Origin of the sequence: Streptomyces sp. NPDC001549 (genome assembly GCF_042894025.1) — a bacterium.
Lineage (GTDB): Bacteria > Actinomycetota > Actinomycetes > Streptomycetales > Streptomycetaceae > Streptomyces > Streptomyces kutzneri.
The window spans coordinates 168,934-184,508 of sequence record NZ_JBIAVJ010000003.1 but is presented as its reverse complement, the minus strand read 5'-3'; the positions used below and the strand labels follow the sequence as shown (position 1 = coordinate 184,508).

Sequence of the window (15,575 nt, the reverse complement as noted above, 5' to 3'; positions counted from 1 at the left end):
TCACACCACCCCGGGGGCGGGGACGGACTCGACCACGGCCGAGTACGTCGCGGCGATGCCGGCGACGCGCTGCGCGACCTCGTCCTCGCTGCGCACGGCGAGGAACACGATGCCGTTGGCCGCGGAGGAGTACAACCGGTAGCCGACGACGTCGCCGGCCTGGTGCAGCATCCGCACCTTCAGCACGTCGGGCAGCTTCTCCAGCACCTCGGCCGGGGTCTGCTCGACGATCCGGCCCTGCCGGATAGGCAGGTCGACGTTGACCACGATCCGCTCGTCCGGGCTCGGGTCCAGAGTGGGCTCCTGGCCGAGCGCGGTCTCCAGGAAGGCTTGCCAGAGGTCCACGCCGTGGCCGAGCCGGACGGCCTCGACGATCCCTCCGCCGCCGGGCCGGCAGGTGATCTCGCCGACCAGGAAGCCCTCGTCGGTCTTGAACAGCTCCAGGTGGGTCACGCCGGAGCGCATCCCGAGCGCCTTCACCACGCGGCGGTGCAGGTCCTCGACGACGGCCCGGTCCGGGTCGTCGGGCGACAGGAAGTACGAGCCGGTGAACTCGTCGAAGCGGCCGAGCAGCGGCATGAAGTACCGGGACGCGGCGAGGAAGCGGACCTCGCCGTCGTGGACCACACCGTCGCAGTGGTACTCGCCGGACATCCCGACGAACTTCTCGACCAGCAGCGGGCAGCGGGCCTCCCGCAGCCGCTCGGCCTCCTCCCCAGCCGCGAACAGCTCGAACTCCTCCGGGGAGCCGAGCGCGAACACGCTCATGCAGCCCGTGCCGAAGGCCGCCTTGAGGACGACGGGCCAGCCGAGCTCCTCGGCCCGCTCCGGGAGGTCCTCCAGCCGGTACAGCGGGCCGAACGGCGCGGTGGGCAGTCCGGCCGCCGCGAGCCGCTGCTTCATGACGAGCTTGTTGGCGAAGGAGTTGGCGGCCTCGTAGCCCAGGCCCGGCAGGCCGAGGTAGGAGCGGAGGAAACCGGCCGTCGCGATGCCGTGCTCGGCGGGCGAGACCACCGCGTCCACCGGCCCGGCGGCCAGCACGTCGAGGGCCGCGTTCTTCACCGCGAGCAGGTCGTCGATGCTGGGGACGGTGCGCACCTCGACCCGCTCGTCGTACCAGTCGACGAAGGCCGGCTCGGTGATGACGGTGACCCGGCCGAACAGGTCGCTGTGTAGGACCTCGGGAAGGATCGGCTTCCGGGAGTTGACGATCAATACGTTCTTGCGCATGCGGATGCGTTCTGTCTTCCGTCTGGTTGGTCTTCGGTGATGATCCGGACGCCGGCGAGCACCTGCCGGCACCGGGCGAGGGCGCTCTCGGCATCGGGCCCGGAGGCCAGCACGTGGGCGGCCCGGTCGTCCGAACCGGCCACCGGCGTGACGAGGTCGCCCACCGCGACGTCGACCTCGATCTCCACGTCGGGGCCCGGGTCGGCCGGCAATTCGACGGCGCGGACCACTCCGGGGGCCGGGGTGTGGAACACGATCGCGGCTGCGCCGTTCGGCTCGACCGCCTCGGGGGCCGGGGCGAGCCCCAGCGGCACGGCCACGGCGAGCCTGGCCAGGTCGGCCCCGTAGACCCGGTCCACCAGGACCCGGATCTTGTCGCCGCCGAACCGGGGGTGCGACTCGACGATGCGCGGACCGGTCGGCGTCATCTTGATCTCGGTGTGCGAGGGCCCCTCGCACAGGCCTACCAGGTCGAGGAAGGCCGGCACCAAGGCCTTGACCTCGGCCAGCAGGGACTCGGGGAGCCGGCTCGGGACGAGGTGCCCGGTCTCCACGAAGTTGTCCTGAACGGTCTTGTCGGTGACCGCGAGGACGGTGTGCCGACCGTGCCGGCTGAACGCCTCGACGCTGATCTCCGGTCCGGTGAGGAACTCCTCGGCGAGCGCCTGCCGGTGACCGGCCGCCGCCAGCCGTTCCCAGACCGCCGCGGCGGCCCCCGGCTCGTCGACCCGATGGACACCGAGGCTGCCGGTCCCGTCGACGGGCTTCACCACGGCCGGGCCGTACCGGCGGACGAAGGCCGCGATCCCGGCCGCGTCGCGCACCACCCGGGCGGTCACCGGGCTGAGCCCGGCGTCGTCGAGTGCGGCCCGCATCAGGGACTTGTCACCGAGCATCCGGACGCAGGAGACCGGGTTGCCGGGCAGGCCGAGCGCGGCCGCCGCCCCGGCGGCCGGCAGCAGGCCCGGCTCGGTCAGCGACAGCACCAGGGCGAACGGGTCGGCCGCGTGCCGCGGGGTCAGGGCGGCGAGCAGCTCGTCCGGGCGGGCGTAGTCGACGAGGAGCACCTCGTCCGCGTACTGCCGGTGCCGCTCGTCGAACCGGTCCGGGTGCTGCACCAGCAGCACCCGGACACCCAGGTCACGGGCGTGGCGCAGCAGCGGGAACGGGCCGCCGACGACCGCCACGCGCGGGGCCGCCGCGGTGGTCACCGGGGCGCGAGGTCGTAGAAGTAGTAGCCGCGCTCGTGGTGCTGCAGCACGGTGACGTCCCGGACCTCGTGCTCGATCCGGAAGCGGCGGCCGAGCTCCTCCTCCAGGTCCTCCTTGGTCCGCAGCCAGTACGGCTTGTCGAACGGCGCGGTGACCTCCCAGAGGCCCTCCAGCAGGCGGTTGGCACGCGGGTCCGGGTGGACGAAGCCGGTGTCGTCGCGGTACTTCTCCAGCTCCCGGCCGAGGTCGGCCCAGGAGAGGAAGCTGCTCTCCCGATCCCAGTGACGCAGCCCGGCGGCGCAGCGCAGCGAGCAGATGTCGGCCTGGGTGGACTCCTCGATGAGCAGGAACCGGTCGAGCAGCGCGTCCAGGTCCTCGATGCGGCTGTTGGCGTCCACGCAGTCGGTGCGGTTGAGCCAGCGGCCGGTCGGCTTGAGCGCGGTATGCACCCGGTCGACCAGCCCGGCGTGCTTGGCCGGCGGCAGGTTGGACAGTACGAGGTCGCTGATCACCGCGTCGAAGTAGTGCTCCGGCAGCGGCGCGTTCAGCCAGTCGCCCTTGATCCACACCTCGTCGAAGGGGTCGGCGGTGACCATCTCGGTCATGGCCACTGTCATCTGCAGCATGTAGTCCATGAGCGTGACGCGCACGTTCGGGAGCCCGGCCAGCATGTTGCGGGTCTCGGGCGTCGAGCCGAGCACCAGGACCTGGGCCTTGCGCTCCTCGGTCGCGCCGGTCTCGGCGAGCACCCGCTCCAGCCGCTCCCGGATGGTGAGCATGTCCTGCTCCGACGGGCGCACCGGGGGTGTGTACTTGTCCCACTGCGGGCCCATGGACTTCCAGCCGGATACGCCGATTACTCCGAGTTCGGGCATTGATCTTCATTTCCGTGAGGGTGACCGGCCCCGCGGTCCCGCCGTTCGGGCGGCCCGGCCGAGGACGGATATTCGACTGACAGGCGAGATCATCCGCGGCCCCACGGGCACGCCGTTCGGGCGACCCGGCCGAGGACGGATATTCGACTCACAGTCGAGATCATCCGCGGGAAGCCGCGCGCCGGCACAGGGCCGGAACGACTTCGCGTCAGATCTGAGGGCCTGTTCCGCCATCCGCCCTCACTTCTGGGCAATCCTCCGGACAGCGGGAACGATCAGCGCCGCCCGGCACCGCTCAACGCGGGCGGGCGCCCGGCTCGGCGTACCCGAGCTCCGCGGACATCCGTGCGGCGGTCACCACGACCAGGTCCCGCAGCTCCTCGGCGCAGGGGTCGGTCTGCCTCGCGGGAACGGCGAGCGTCACGCTCGTGGTGACCCGGCCGGTGGACATCCGGACCGGTGCGGCCGCGGTCCGGACCCCGCGGTCGAGCTCGTTGTCGCACATGTCGTAGCCCCGGGCCCGCACCAGTTCCAGGTGCTCCAGCGTGGCCTCCACCGAGGGCGGCGTACGGTTGGTGAAGAGGGTCAGCGACCGGCTCTCCAGCACGCGCCGCGCGGTGTACTCGTCCTCGTACGCGAGGAGCACCCGGGCGGCGGCGGCCGCGTGGAACGGGAGCTCCTGCCCGACGTTGACGAACAGCATCAGCGGCCTGGTCCGCTCGATCAGCGCGGTGCACACCGCACGGTCCCCGAACAGCTCGGTGAGGAATACGGTTTCACCGGTTTTCTCGGCGAGTTCGGTCACCGCGGGATGCGGCGCGATGAGCCGCGCCCGCGCGGGCGCGGAATCGCCCGCCAAATGGCACGCCGCCGGGCCGAGGAAATATCGGTGGTTCAGCGGAGATCGGGTGATGAACAGTTCTGATTCCATCGCGGCCAGCAACCGGTTCAGACTGGCGGCCGGAATATCCAGACCGGACTGCAATTCCTGCGGAGTCAGCCCGTCGTCGGCGGCCGCGACGGCCCGCAGGACGCCCATCGCCCTGACTACGAGGCGCACGGCCGGTGCCCCCCGGTGCCGCGGTGGCCCAGCTCCGACCCCAGGGTGTGTGCCGCCTCCAGGACCAGCTGCCGGGCCCGACGGCGAGCCGCCTGGTTCATCCGGTGCTCGCTGCCGGCCGTGGTGACGGTGGCCAGCACGTGGCCCGTCCCGCCGCGCACCGGCGCCGACACCGCCCAGATGCCCTGGTCGTACTCGTCGTACGAGACCCCGTAACCGTTCCTGCGGGCCAGGAACAGGTGGTGGAGGACGTCGTGGACCCCGCGCGGGGTCCGCGGTCGGTAGCGCGCGAAGTCGCTTCCGCACAGCAGGCGCCTGATCCGGTGCTCCTCCATACCGACCAGCAGCGTCCGGGCCGCCGTGGCCGCGTGGAACGGCAGGGTACGGCCCACCCGGGCCGAGAGCGGGGCCTCGCGCTCGGGGCCGAACCGGCCGGTGCAGACGGCGTTCCGGCCGACCAGCTCGGTGAACAGCACCGGCTCGCCCACAGTGTCGGCCAGCTCGGCCAGCACCCCGGAGGAACGTTCCGCCAGATGGCCGGAGCGTCTGGTGCTGCTGCCCACCTCCCAGGCGGCCGGCCCGGCGAAGTAGCGCCGGCTGCCCTCCGCCCGGGTGACGAAGTGTTCCTCCTTCAGTACCGCGAGGAGGCGGTACATGCTCGCCTCCGGTATCTCCAGCCGATCGGCGAGTTGTTGGAGGGTCAGCCCCGCCGACTCCTGCGACAAGGCGGTGACCACCCCGAGCGCACGTTTCACCAACTGCATCCGAACCCCCGTTTTCCCGTGGCGCCCGGATTGACGACACACCCACCCGAATTACGGCGGGGCGACCAGGGCCGGGAAGACCATAACTATCTCGACATGCACATGGCGAAATAGTTCCACGCGATGCCGGGAGTTGTCCGGGTTTGGCCGCGACGGGCACCAAGCAAGACTTATACCGTGCACCGACGACAGACCTTCCGGCCGCCCCGCGAAGGCCGTGGGAAAGCCGTCGGAGCACCCGGCGTCCGGATCCGGTGCGGCCGGGGCAGCCGTCCGCCCGTGTGACATTCCCGACACGGATGCCGGTGTTGATCAACGGTAGGGTCCTCCGTTGCCGGGCTCCACGGCCTCGGCCGTACCGCACACGCGCCGCCCCCCGACAGCACGGGACGCGACCGGCGCAGGACGCGGACGGCCGGCCGTCCGCGCCGCGATCCCCCGCCGCACCGGCCCCGCCCACTGTGAGCACCCGCCGCTGCCGCCTGCGGCCCGCCATTCACCCGACACACCGTCAACCATCAGGAGGAGCATGTCCCGCCGTCTGTTCACCTCGGAGTCCGTGACCGAGGGCCACCCCGACAAGATCGCCGACCAGATCAGCGACACCATCCTCGACGCGCTCCTCCGCGAGGACCCGACCTCCCGGGTCGCGGTGGAGACGCTCATCACCACCGGCCAAGTGCACGTGGCCGGCGAGGTGACCACCAAGGCGTACGCGCCGATCGCCCAGCTCGTCCGGGACAAGATCCTGGAGATCGGCTACGACAGCTCCAAGAAGGGCTTCGACGGCGCGTCCTGCGGCGTCTCGGTCTCGATCGGCGCGCAGTCGCCGGACATCGCGCAGGGCGTCGACAGCGCCTACGACCAGCGTCTGGGCGGCACCGGCGACGCGCTCGACGCGCAGGGCGCCGGCGACCAGGGCCTGATGTTCGGCTACGCCTCGGACGAGACCCCCGAGCTGATGCCGCTGCCGATCACCCTGGCGCATCGCCTCTCGCGCCGCCTCACCGAGGTCCGCAAGAACGGGACCATCCCGTACCTGCGTCCGGACGGGAAGACCCAGGTCACCATCGAGTACGACGGCGACAAGGCCGTCCGCCTGGACACCGTGGTCGTCTCGACCCAGCACGCCTCCGACATCGACCTGGAGTCGCTGCTCACCCCGGAAGTGCGCGAGTTCGTCGTGGAGCCGGAGCTCAAGGCGCTGGCCGAGCAGGGCATCAAGCTGGTGACCGACGGCTACCGGCTGCTGGTGAACCCGACCGGCCGTTTCGAGATCGGCGGCCCGATGGGCGACGCCGGCCTGACCGGCCGCAAGATCATCATCGACACCTACGGCGGTACGGCCCGCCACGGTGGCGGTGCCTTCTCCGGCAAGGACCCGTCCAAGGTGGACCGCTCGGCCGCCTACGCGATGCGCTGGGTCGCCAAGAACATCGTCGCCGCGGGCCTCGCCCGCCGCGCCGAGGTCCAGGTCGCCTACGCCATCGGCAAGGCCGAGCCGGTCGGCCTGTTCGTCGAGACCTTCGGCACCGAGACCGTCCCGGTCCTCACCATCCAGAAGGCCGTCTCCGAGGTCTTCGACCTCCGCCCTGCCGCGATCATCCGCGACCTCGACCTGCTGCGGCCGATCTACTCCCAGACCGCCGCCTACGGTCACTTCGGCCGCGAGCTGCCGGACTTCACCTGGGAGCGCACCGACCGCGCCGAGCAGCTGAAGAAGGCCGTCCAGGGCTGACCCCACCCCGGAGCCTCTGGCCGCTCACGCGCCCGGCACCTCTCCCCGCCGGGCGTCCAGGAACGCCACGATCCGGGCAGCGCCGGTCGGCTCCAGCCAGGTACGGAAGTCCATCGCGGCCGGGTGGATCCGCCGCGTGGCGGCAACGTCGGCGCGGTAGCCGCATTCGTTGAGCCACTCGTGGGCGGACGCGAACCGCTCGTCGACCGCGCGGATCGCTTCCATCGGGACCCGTTCGTACGGAAGCGGACGCCCGATGGCCGTCTCGATGTGCTGGGAGCAGGCCCCCTGTTCGTCACGCCAGGAGTTGCACTTCCTGGTGAGTCCCCGAGTGAGCACGCCCGGCCCGGCACACCGCGCGCTGCCGTCGCCGCTGGTGCGTCACATGTCGTCGTGGGCCGGGGGGGGGCGCGCGTGCCGCAGACCCGGCGGCCGCATTCCGGCTCGTCCGCGCCGACCTGGAGCCGTGAGCGGAAACGATCACCGGACTGAATCGTCGGGCCGCAGCCGGAGAGAGCGACCGGCCGCTCCACCGGAGACCCTTCTCACTGCGGAGGACGAGCATCCGTACCCGTGCCCCGGCCGTGCCCTTCAGGGCGGACAGCAGCGGTCGACAGGGGTGCCCGCGAGCCTGCGGGATGAGCGCCGCCAGAACCTGTTTTCACAGGTCAGGCGGTCCCGAAGGAAGTCAAGCGGAACGACGATGCGCTACCTGCCCCGGACTTGGTGGGACCCTCGACCCGATCGGCCCCCACCCCTCCGCCTCCCCCACGAAGTGAAACGCCAGGGCCATACGCCCTCGGTCGTCGCAGCGCCAAGCGGCGCATGGCCGTGGACGGCGTCACCGTGGCAGAGGAGGTCACCTTCGTCTGGGACGGCATGACCCTGTGCGAGCAGACGCCCAGTGCACCGGACCGGCCGCACGCGGTCACCCTGACCTGGGACCATGACGGCACCCAGCCCCTGGCCCAGACCGAGAAGCTGGCCGACGCCGACGGCAGCGAGATCGACAGCCGTTTCTTCGCGATCGTCACCGACCTGATCGGCACTCCGACGGAGCTCGTCGACGAGGCAGGCGCGATCGCCTGGCGCACGCGCAGCACCCTGTGGGGGACCACAACCTGGAACAAGGACGCGCACGCCTACACACCGCTCCGCTTCCCGGGACAGTACTTCGACCCCGAGTCGGGTCTGCACTACAACTGCTTCCGCTACTACGATCCCGAGACCGCCCGCTACCTGACGGGTCGACCCTCTGGGCCTCCGCCCGGCCCCGAACCCAGCCGCGTACGTCGTCAACCCCCACACCTGGTCCGACCCCCTGGGCCTCACCCCTTGCCCGCCGAAGGGCGAGAAGAGCAACCCGTTCAAGCTGCGCGGTGACGCCGAACGCGCGGCTTTCGACGCTGCGGGAGTTCCCTTCGGGAGTACTCCCGACGCCGAATGGATCGTCATGGGTGACAAGACGATGAAGAACATGCCCGGACACGTCTATTCCAGCGATCCGACCCACTGGGGCAACTTCCGGCAGTTCGAAACACCGAACGGTTCCCGGGTCGTCGTCGAGCACACCGACGATCCCGCCGGACCGCACTTCCACGCAGGCGGACCGAAGGGACAGACACTCGAAGACCAGTCACGATCCGGAGTGAACTTCGGCTGGGACAACACCGCTGACGGCTACAAGACCATGGAACGCTACCGAGCCATCGACAAGCCCGGCGGAGACCACCACTTCTTCTACAAGGGGAAATGAAATGCGCACCAGCGAGGACAACCTCGTCAGACTCATCCGGAGCAGCGGCCTCGAAGTGGACATGGTTCAGGGCAACGAACCCGGACCCTCGGTCGAGACGGCCTGGCGGGCCATGGCGGGATTCGGCGTGGAGCCCAGTGCCTCCTTTCCCTTGAAGGGAGACCTCGGAGGAGTCCACCAGCTGTGGCTCGAACATGCTCGTCGAGCCGATGTCATCGACGAAGACAGGACGTTCCTCCTCACGGCGGTCGTGACCGGGAGTTCCGAGGTCGGATGGGTCCGCGTGCGTCTCACGGACAGTGCCGACGTCGCCCGCCTCGTGGACGACCAAGGACGGATCGAATTCATCGCCCGATCCAGCTCCGGCGACCATATCTGCGGCATCACCGCGGAGGAGTACGACTACTGGGTCGTCAGCCTGACCCTCTGAAGGATGTTACCGAAGGCTGAGTTCTCGGAGACCGAGCCCGGCCGATCCCAGTCGGCCCACCCACGGAGAGCCCCAAGTGACAGAAGCAGACCCCGACGTTGTGGTCACATGGACCCGAGGCGACACCACGGTCCGGTGGAGCGGTCCCGCCGGGAACGTTGAGAAGCAGTACGAGCTGCCACCACGGATCGTTCTGGCGTGGCGGGAGTACGACGAGGCGTTGGTGCTGGTGGTGGAAGCGATCAACGGCGCACCCTTTACCCCGTCGGACAACGACGTGGTCTACCGGGCCGACGGCTCGGAGCGCTTCCGGCTGCACCCGCCGAGGGACCTGCTGAGCAACCCGGACGACGTGCACGGCTTCTACACAGCCTTACCGCAGGACGGGCGGCCGCTTCTGATCACGGTCACGCGCAACGCGGGCGATTTCCAGGGCCGCATCGACCTGGAGACCGGCGAGATCGTGGACACCAACACCTGGCGCTGAGCCAAAGGAAGAATGTTGGCCGGCAAGGCCTGAAGTGGTGTGGCCGTGGGGCGCCAACGGCGCAGTACGCCAGACAGCCGATGGGCGAGGGATGCAGCATGACAGCGTGCATCTGTGAGCAGGAGCCGTAGGGCAGCAGAAGCACGACCACGCCTACCCCGTGCCACTACGTGCCAGTCAGAGCAGTAGACAGCGGTCAACAGAGGTGCGCCGCGAGGCCCCACAAGCAGCCTCCAGCGGCATATATTCGCAGGTCAGGCACTATGTGCACGTCCAAGTGCCGAGTGATTCCCAAGCTTATGGCGCGGGTTCGATTCCCGTCATCCGCTCCATAACGAAGCCTCAGGTCAACGACCTGGGGCTTGTTTGTTGTCCATACCCGGCCTCGGCGAGCGCAAAGACCTGCTCGACCGTGGCCACGGACCGCCCGTCGGCCCACGGTGATGATCATGACCTTCGGTAACGCCTTACCGTGGGCCGCGACCAAGCGCATTACGCGCAAGTAACAACGGCGGCCGTCAGCCGCCGCGGGGAGCGCGGCCCTTGGGGCCGCGTCGTAGGGAACGCATGTTTCAGCACGTCAAACAGAAGATCGTCATACTCCTCACCGTCATGTGCCTGACGGTGGGGGCGGCCGGAACGGCTGCGGCCGCCGATCCGCTCGACCGCCCGCCCACCCTGTTGGAAATCGCCGCCCGGGTATCGCAGTACGCGAAGTGCAAAAACCTGCCGCTGCTGGAGCGGCCCAAGTGCGCCAAGGAGTTCGCGCTCAAGTCCGTGAAGGTCGGGCTCGCCTTGGGGGTGGTCCTCTACACCCTCCAGGACGCGATGGAGGACGAAGAGCGGCCGGCCTTCGCCGAGATCACGAAGGAGGTGGCCGCCCTCCAGAAGCTGCAGCCGGAAATCCTGCTCCACCCCACGCCGGAGACGGACCCGAAGAAGCGGCGGGAGGCGCTGGAGCAGTTCGTCAAGACGTTCAAGGCAGCCAAGCCGGCCGTGGATTCGCTGCGCACCAAGCTGGAGCTGGCCGCGCGCGTCAGCGGGACCGCGAGCGATTCGGTCGAGATGCTCGCCTTCATGACCGCCGTCCAGTTCTTCCCGCCGGGTGAGGAGCGGCCGCCGGTCGTTGCCGACGGGTCGTTCGGCCGGTGGATCGACGACGTCCTCGGCGCCCTGGACCAGATCAACCGTGGTCTCGACGAGACGAACGCGGCCCTCGATGAGATGAACGGCATCATGGTCGATGTCAACAAGAGCATCGACGGCATGAACGAGGGCCTGAAGCAGGCCAACCGGGGGATGGCCCAGCTCAACGAGGGCGTCGGCCAGATGAACCAGGGCATGGGGCAGATGAACACGGCCGTCGCCGGGTTCAACAAGGCCGCGGACAAGATCCTCGCCGTACCGGACATCAAGTTCGACTTCTCCCACGTCGCCGACCGGGTCGGTGCGCACCCCCAGTCGCCCGAGGAGCGCGCCGCCGAGAACCGCAGGACGGGCATGGTGCTCGACCTGCTCCCCGGCATCAGCAGCGGCAAGGGCGTCGTGGAAGCCATCACCGGGAACAACCTGGCGACCGGTGAGCGCCTGGGCACCATCGACCGGGTCGTGGGCGGGCTCGTCGTGCTGAAATGGCTCAAGACCGGCGGCACGCTCACGGCCGAGGCCATCCGGGCCGCCCGCAAGACCGAGAAGGTCGCCGGGTGCTTCAACAGCTTCCCGGCCGGTACGCCGGTGCTGATGGGTGACGGGGCGACCCGTCCCATCGAGCAGATCAAGGTCGGCGACACCGTCCTCGCCGCCGATCCCGAGACGGGTGCCGGCGGCCCCCGCCGGGTCGACGGCACGATCTACACCCCCGACGACCGTGACTTCACCGGCATCACCGTCGGTCAGGGGGCGGGCTCCCTCACCGCCACGGACCACCACCCGATCTGGGTGGAGAACCGCAGGCAGTGGACGGACGCCGCCGACCTCAACTCCGGTGACACCCTCCGCACGCCGGACGGCACCGCCGTCGCAATCGACAAGGTCACGCACTGGAAGGAACTCCAGGGCGCGTACAACCTGACGGTCAATGACCTGCACACCTACTACGTGCTCGCGGGTGTCACGCCGGTTCTGGTCCACAATTCCAATGGACTGTGCAGCAGGCCGGCCGCCATCGCGAAGGAGACCGGCCTTTCGGTGAAGCAGGTGAAGGATGCGATCCACAAGGTGAAGGCTCAGGGAGCGTGGCGCGGAATCGGCGGCAACAAGAACCCGGACATGCTCATCGACCCCAAGACCGGAGAGGTCTACCCCCAGATGCCCGACGGTTCTCCGGGTGACAGCATCGGCAACATCTTCGACCACATCCCGGGCCGGTCGTGATCGAGGACCTCGGCGACCGCTGGCGCATCGGACTGCGGGGCAGCCCGGTGCTGGCCGTCTCCCGTACGAAGGCGGCCCTCTCGGTGACGTTCGCCGACGAGGTGGTGCTCACGGTCGCCGGCCCCGTACTCCTGACGGACGGGCCGGAAACCGCTCCGGGGGCCGTAGCGGTTGCCGGTGAGGAGTGGGGCCGACTCGTCGGTGCCACCGTCCTGTCGGCGATCGTCTTCAAGTACGGCTCCCTGCGCCTGGTGTTCAGTACGGGCCATCACCTGAACGTACGGGGGGCGGAACCCGGAATGGAGGCGTCCCTGCGGCAGCCCGGAGTGTTCCGCTGGTCGAGCCGTCAGGGGGTCAGCGCCATGGAGACTCTCGGGACGGAGGACTAGGAGCGCTACGTCCTGGCGGGTGGGACGAAGCCGACGCCCACAACCGAGGCGCCCGCCGCGCCACCGCTGCAGTCTTCCGCCGGTACGCACTGAAACCGGTAGGAGAGCCGTACGACTCCACCGTCGCCGACATCGAGGCCCACTACCTCGTTGACCGGCAAACGCACGGAGGGCCTGCAACCTCTGACGGTTGCGGGCCCTCATCGCGCCGCTCGCGGGGGCGCACCGTCACTCGGTGATGGTGAACGGCGTGTCCGCGGTCCGCTTGCTGTCCAGTCCCCTGGCCTCGACGGACCTCTGCTGGTTGTCCACGCCCTCCGCAGGAACCTTGATCTCCGCGACGAAGCCGCCATCGGCCGAAGCCGTGACATCCCGCAGCTGCCACTCCTTGCCGTAGCTGCCGTTGAAGATGAGGCGCACCCGCTCGCCCGCCGCGAAGCCCGCGCCGGTGAGGGTGATCACCGTGCCGCTGGAACCGCTGTCCGGGTTCGCCTCGACGCGGGCGTTCTTCGATGCCTTCGGTGCCGGACTCAGGGCCGGCAGGGACTGGACCGGCTTCGAGGCCGACGGGGAGGAGGTGGGCGCGGCGGCGGGCGGCTGGGCGGAAGTGACGGCGGCGGGGCCCGGCTGCGCCGCGGGCTTGCCGTCGTGGCCACCCACCGCGACGGCGGCGATGACCGCGGCCGCGATGGTGGCCCCGGCCGTGATCAGCGCGCCGATCACGGCGCCCCGGTGCGGGCCGGGGCTCGGCGGCTGGGCCGGCGGCGGGGGAAAGGGACGGGGCGCGTGGGCCGGGGGCGGGGGTACAGAGCCGGGCGAGGGCCCCGGGCCGCCGAGTTCGGACACCGCACAACCTCCAGGACAATGATCCGATCAGATGCGATCACCTTATCCGTGGTGACCAGCAGTCAGCTCCGTGTTATTCAGAGGCAGTTGCTGAAGCGCCGGCCCCGCAGGCAGGCCGGCCCCCTTGATCGCTGCCTGCCGCCGAAGCTGAATACCAGCCGGTTCGGCGCCCTCGCGGTGACGGGCACGCCCGCTGCCGGCCGGTCGGTCAGACGCCTGGCCGTATGCGTAGGGAACGCTTGCCCCGGCAAGCGCCGCCACTCGGCCGCCCGCCCGGCTGACCGCACCGCGTCTGCAGCGATGTCGGCTCGATGCCGAGTGGCTGCCGTCAGTCGCCTTTCACGGTGAGGCCGGCGGCGGGGCGAAGAGCGCGCGTCCCTCCTCGGCCCTGACGGGATGGCCGGCCTTCCGACGCTGCCACACCGGGGAAGGGCGTCATCCGTGTGCCTCGCTTCGCAGTCGACATGATGCAGACCGTCGCGGCACGTGTCAGCGTGATCGGAGAGGAATCCGTACCCCACGCATCCAGAGGAGTCGCCGTCATGGACGGTAGGCAGGACAAGCGCCAGGACCCGGGCAAGGGGCGCGAGGCACAGGAACACCGTCGCCCCGGAGACCCTGCGCAGCCCCAGCCCGGCAAGTCGTCCCGCGAGAAGGGGCACAAGCCCGGTCAGAAGGAGACCTCGCGCCGCCGCGAGGACGATCTTCTGCGCGAAGAGGACCTGCACGACGAGGGGCTCTGAGCGGCGCACCACTCGGCCACTCGGCCGCTCGCCACTGAGGATTCGGGGTCAGCCCGCCGCCCCGGCGGCGCCGTCCTCGGGTTCGGGTGTGGTGGCGATGAGGATCTGAGTGGCCTGCGTGATGTTGTCGGCGCGGACGGCGCGGGCCATCGCTTCACGGGCGGCGTCGGCGGTGGTGTCCGGGGGAACCACCAGCAGGGCGAAGTGGTCGTTGTGGCCGCGAGTGACGAGGACCGTGTCGTCGCCGACGGGGTCGGCGTCGAGGTGCACGACCTGGCCGTCGATGACCAGACGGGTCGGGACGTCCTGCCAGGCGGAGGCGTCCAGGCCAACCCGCGTGATGGGCCCGAGGTACGCGGTCAGTGCCGTGATCAGTGCGGGCAGCTCGGTCGTGACGTCCCTGGAGCGCGGCCACCAGGCACCGTCCAGGAGCCCTTGGCGGGACTGCGTGGTCTCCAGCCGGAGCAGGGCGGCGCCCGGCTTGACCGCTTGGTGGATCGCGTCCGGGAGGAGCTTCAAAGGGGCGGGGTTGTCGGATGCGGCCATGGCGGTTCCGCCTGTCTCGCGGTGCGGAGGGGAGACACCCCGTTCGGCGGCCGGCAGCGGCGTCGAAAAGGCTGTTGAGCTCGGGAATGTCTCCGTCGTTTCACGGTACTCCGCCCACCCTCACGGTGCGGCGAGGGGAACCGACTGCGCCGCTCTCGCCGTCTGCGCCGGAAAATACCTGGTCAGAAGTGTCTTCCTGGATCGCGAACCGGAGTACGGTGAAGAGACCGGGAGTATTCCGCACACCCGCTCCCTCGCGGACGTCGTTTCCGGCGATCACTGCACCGGGCCGTTCACGAACGGTCCGGGGACGGGTCCGCGACATGACCACGACCCTTGACCGCGCTGCGCAGTCGGCTGTTGTCCTGCGCCCGGCCCGCCTGTCCCTTACGCCGAAGACCACTCTGGCAGGCCTGCTGGACGGTGCCTGGTGGCCCTACTCCCGTGACCTCGAAGCCGAGCTCCCCGCTCTCGCCGCTGCTCTGGACGAGACCTGGGGGCGCATCACCCGCGTCAGCGTGAACCCCAGCCGCTGGCCGGTCGTCCCGCGCACGGTTGCCGTGGCCGGGCACGTGCTGCACGTGGGCTGGTTCACCGAACAGGACCCCGACAAGCTGATCCTGCTCTCCTACACCGTCGGCCGCTGGGACCTCCTGGTGATCCCGCCCGAGACCGAGCCCGCGGCCGCGGCCCGGCTGATGGCCGCCGCCGCGATCCCGGGCAGCGTCCTGGCCGCAGACGTCCTGATGGCCAACGAAACCGTCATCGGGCGCGGCATCCGCGACGCCGGCCGCCGGGAAGCCACCTGGGAGGGCGAAGGCGGGGCCTGCATGTCCCCCTTCGGGGAGCCGATGGGCCGAACCGCCCTGCCGCTGCCCGGAAACGGCTGGAGGTGAGCTCCGTGGAGACCGTCGTCCTCATCGCGGTGATCATCCTGATGATCGGCGTGGCCATGCGCTGGATCCACGTGCTGAACGCCCGCGACGACGCGCGGATCGAGGCCTACCGCTTCAGTGACCCCCTGCCGAGGCCTCCGGGCCTGCCGGACGACACCGGTCGTCGAGCCCACCACACGGGTGCCGACCGGTGAGGAACAGACCTTCCTCCGACCGGGGGCAGCGGTCGGG

The 15,575-nt window shown here is 70.0% G+C and carries 16 protein-coding genes and 1 pseudogene; 9 read left to right on the top strand and 8 right to left on the bottom strand.

Annotated features, from left to right (window positions below):
• The 5 genes from ACFY04_RS06215 to ACFY04_RS06195 all read right to left on the bottom strand — a co-directional run bounded on the left by ACFY04_RS06215 (window position 1) and on the right by ACFY04_RS06195 (window position 5,140).
• Complete coding sequence (locus ACFY04_RS06215) at window positions 1-1,230, bottom strand: acetyl-CoA carboxylase biotin carboxylase subunit family protein (protein ID WP_389114443.1); 1,230 nt, start codon at window positions 1,228-1,230, stop codon at window positions 1-3.
• A complete protein-coding gene (locus tag ACFY04_RS06210; protein WP_389114441.1) occupies window positions 1,212-2,441 on the bottom strand; it encodes an ATP-grasp domain-containing protein in 1,230 nt (409 codons plus the stop codon). Before ACFY04_RS06210 ends, ACFY04_RS06215 begins: the two co-directional genes overlap by 19 nt.
• Window positions 2,438-3,316, bottom strand: coding sequence for a class I SAM-dependent methyltransferase (locus ACFY04_RS06205; protein ID WP_389114439.1), 879 nt, complete (start codon window positions 3,314-3,316; stop codon window positions 2,438-2,440). The genes ACFY04_RS06210 and ACFY04_RS06205 overlap by 4 nt, the downstream gene beginning before the upstream one ends.
• A gap of 295 nt (window positions 3,317-3,611) precedes the next feature.
• Window positions 3,612-4,376 (bottom strand): IclR family transcriptional regulator, encoded by a 765-nt coding sequence (locus ACFY04_RS06200; RefSeq protein WP_389114437.1) that lies wholly within the window; start codon window positions 4,374-4,376, stop codon window positions 3,612-3,614.
• A complete protein-coding gene (locus tag ACFY04_RS06195; RefSeq protein WP_389114436.1) occupies window positions 4,364-5,140 on the bottom strand; it encodes an IclR family transcriptional regulator in 777 nt (258 codons plus the stop codon). Before ACFY04_RS06195 ends, ACFY04_RS06200 begins: the two co-directional genes overlap by 13 nt.
• 529 nt (window positions 5,141-5,669) lie before the next feature.
• Here ACFY04_RS06195 and metK point away from each other — a divergent pair.
• Window positions 5,670-6,878, top strand: a complete 1,209-nt coding sequence (metK, locus tag ACFY04_RS06190; RefSeq protein WP_389114434.1) for a methionine adenosyltransferase — start codon at window positions 5,670-5,672, stop codon at window positions 6,876-6,878.
• 24 nt (window positions 6,879-6,902) lie between these two features.
• Here the strand turns inward: metK and ACFY04_RS06185 are convergent, their stop codons facing one another.
• Entirely contained in the window at window positions 6,903-7,217 is a 315-nt protein-coding gene (locus ACFY04_RS06185) for a hypothetical protein (RefSeq protein ID WP_389114433.1), read from the bottom strand.
• A gap of 459 nt (window positions 7,218-7,676) precedes the next feature.
• Here ACFY04_RS06185 and ACFY04_RS06180 point away from each other — a divergent pair.
• The 5 genes and pseudogenes from ACFY04_RS06180 to ACFY04_RS06160 all read left to right on the top strand — a co-directional run.
• Window positions 7,677-8,634: pseudogene (locus ACFY04_RS06180) on the top strand (RHS repeat-associated core domain-containing protein); the annotation flags it as partial.
• A 1-nt stretch (window position 8,635) separates the two neighbouring features.
• Complete coding sequence (locus ACFY04_RS06175; RefSeq protein ID WP_389114432.1) at window positions 8,636-9,064, top strand: hypothetical protein; 429 nt, start codon at window positions 8,636-8,638, stop codon at window positions 9,062-9,064.
• 76 nt (window positions 9,065-9,140) lie between these two features.
• Entirely contained in the window at window positions 9,141-9,551 is a 411-nt protein-coding gene (locus ACFY04_RS06170) for a hypothetical protein (RefSeq protein ID WP_389114431.1), read from the top strand.
• 567 nt (window positions 9,552-10,118) lie between these two features.
• A complete protein-coding gene (locus ACFY04_RS06165; protein ID WP_389114430.1) occupies window positions 10,119-11,924 on the top strand; it encodes a polymorphic toxin-type HINT domain-containing protein in 1,806 nt (601 codons plus the stop codon).
• Entirely contained in the window at window positions 11,921-12,313 is a 393-nt protein-coding gene (locus ACFY04_RS06160) for a DUF6188 family protein (RefSeq protein WP_389114429.1), read from the top strand. Before ACFY04_RS06165 ends, ACFY04_RS06160 begins: the two co-directional genes overlap by 4 nt.
• A gap of 228 nt (window positions 12,314-12,541) precedes the next feature.
• Here ACFY04_RS06160 and ACFY04_RS06155 read toward each other — a convergent pair whose 3' ends face one another.
• Window positions 12,542-13,036, bottom strand: a complete 495-nt coding sequence (locus ACFY04_RS06155; RefSeq protein WP_389114428.1) for a hypothetical protein — start codon at window positions 13,034-13,036, stop codon at window positions 12,542-12,544.
• Between the two features lie 665 nt (window positions 13,037-13,701).
• Here ACFY04_RS06155 and ACFY04_RS06150 point away from each other — a divergent pair.
• Window positions 13,702-13,902, top strand: a complete 201-nt coding sequence (locus ACFY04_RS06150) for a hypothetical protein (RefSeq protein WP_389114427.1) — start codon at window positions 13,702-13,704, stop codon at window positions 13,900-13,902.
• Window positions 13,903-13,950: 48 nt separating this feature from the next.
• Here the strand turns inward: ACFY04_RS06150 and ACFY04_RS06145 are convergent, their stop codons facing one another.
• Window positions 13,951-14,448, bottom strand: coding sequence for a DUF5994 family protein (locus ACFY04_RS06145; RefSeq protein WP_389114426.1), 498 nt, complete (start codon window positions 14,446-14,448; stop codon window positions 13,951-13,953).
• A gap of 323 nt (window positions 14,449-14,771) precedes the next feature.
• Here ACFY04_RS06145 and ACFY04_RS06140 point away from each other — a divergent pair, with 323 nt between their 5' ends.
• The gene (locus ACFY04_RS06140; protein ID WP_389114425.1) at window positions 14,772-15,344 is read left to right on the top strand and encodes a DUF5994 family protein; all 573 of its coding nucleotides are present in this window, start codon (window positions 14,772-14,774) and stop codon (window positions 15,342-15,344) included.
• Between the two features lie 5 nt (window positions 15,345-15,349).
• Entirely contained in the window at window positions 15,350-15,538 is a 189-nt protein-coding gene (locus ACFY04_RS06135) for a hypothetical protein (protein WP_389114424.1), read from the top strand.
• The last annotated feature ends 37 nt before the right edge of the window (window positions 15,539-15,575 follow it).

Bases quoted from the DNA above. Each gene is read 5' to 3' on its own strand.
- ACFY04_RS06215 (WP_389114443.1), bottom strand. From the start codon at position 1,230: ATGCGCAAGAACGTATTGATCGTCAACTCCCGGAAGCCGATCCTTCCC.
- ACFY04_RS06205 (WP_389114439.1), bottom strand. From the start codon at position 3,316: ATGCCCGAACTCGGAGTAATCGGCGTATCCGGCTGGAAGTCCATGGGC.
- ACFY04_RS06195 (WP_389114436.1), bottom strand. From the start codon at position 5,140: ATGCAGTTGGTGAAACGTGCGCTCGGGGTGGTCACCGCCTTGTCGCAG.
- metK (WP_389114434.1), top strand. From the start codon at position 5,670: ATGTCCCGCCGTCTGTTCACCTCGGAGTCCGTGACCGAGGGCCACCCC.
- ACFY04_RS06175 (WP_389114432.1), top strand. From the start codon at position 8,636: ATGCGCACCAGCGAGGACAACCTCGTCAGACTCATCCGGAGCAGCGGC.
- ACFY04_RS06165 (WP_389114430.1), top strand. From the start codon at position 10,119: ATGTTTCAGCACGTCAAACAGAAGATCGTCATACTCCTCACCGTCATG.
- ACFY04_RS06150 (WP_389114427.1), top strand. From the start codon at position 13,702: ATGGACGGTAGGCAGGACAAGCGCCAGGACCCGGGCAAGGGGCGCGAG.
- ACFY04_RS06145 (WP_389114426.1), bottom strand. From the start codon at position 14,448: ATGGCCGCATCCGACAACCCCGCCCCTTTGAAGCTCCTCCCGGACGCG.
- ACFY04_RS06140 (WP_389114425.1), top strand. From the start codon at position 14,772: ATGACCACGACCCTTGACCGCGCTGCGCAGTCGGCTGTTGTCCTGCGC.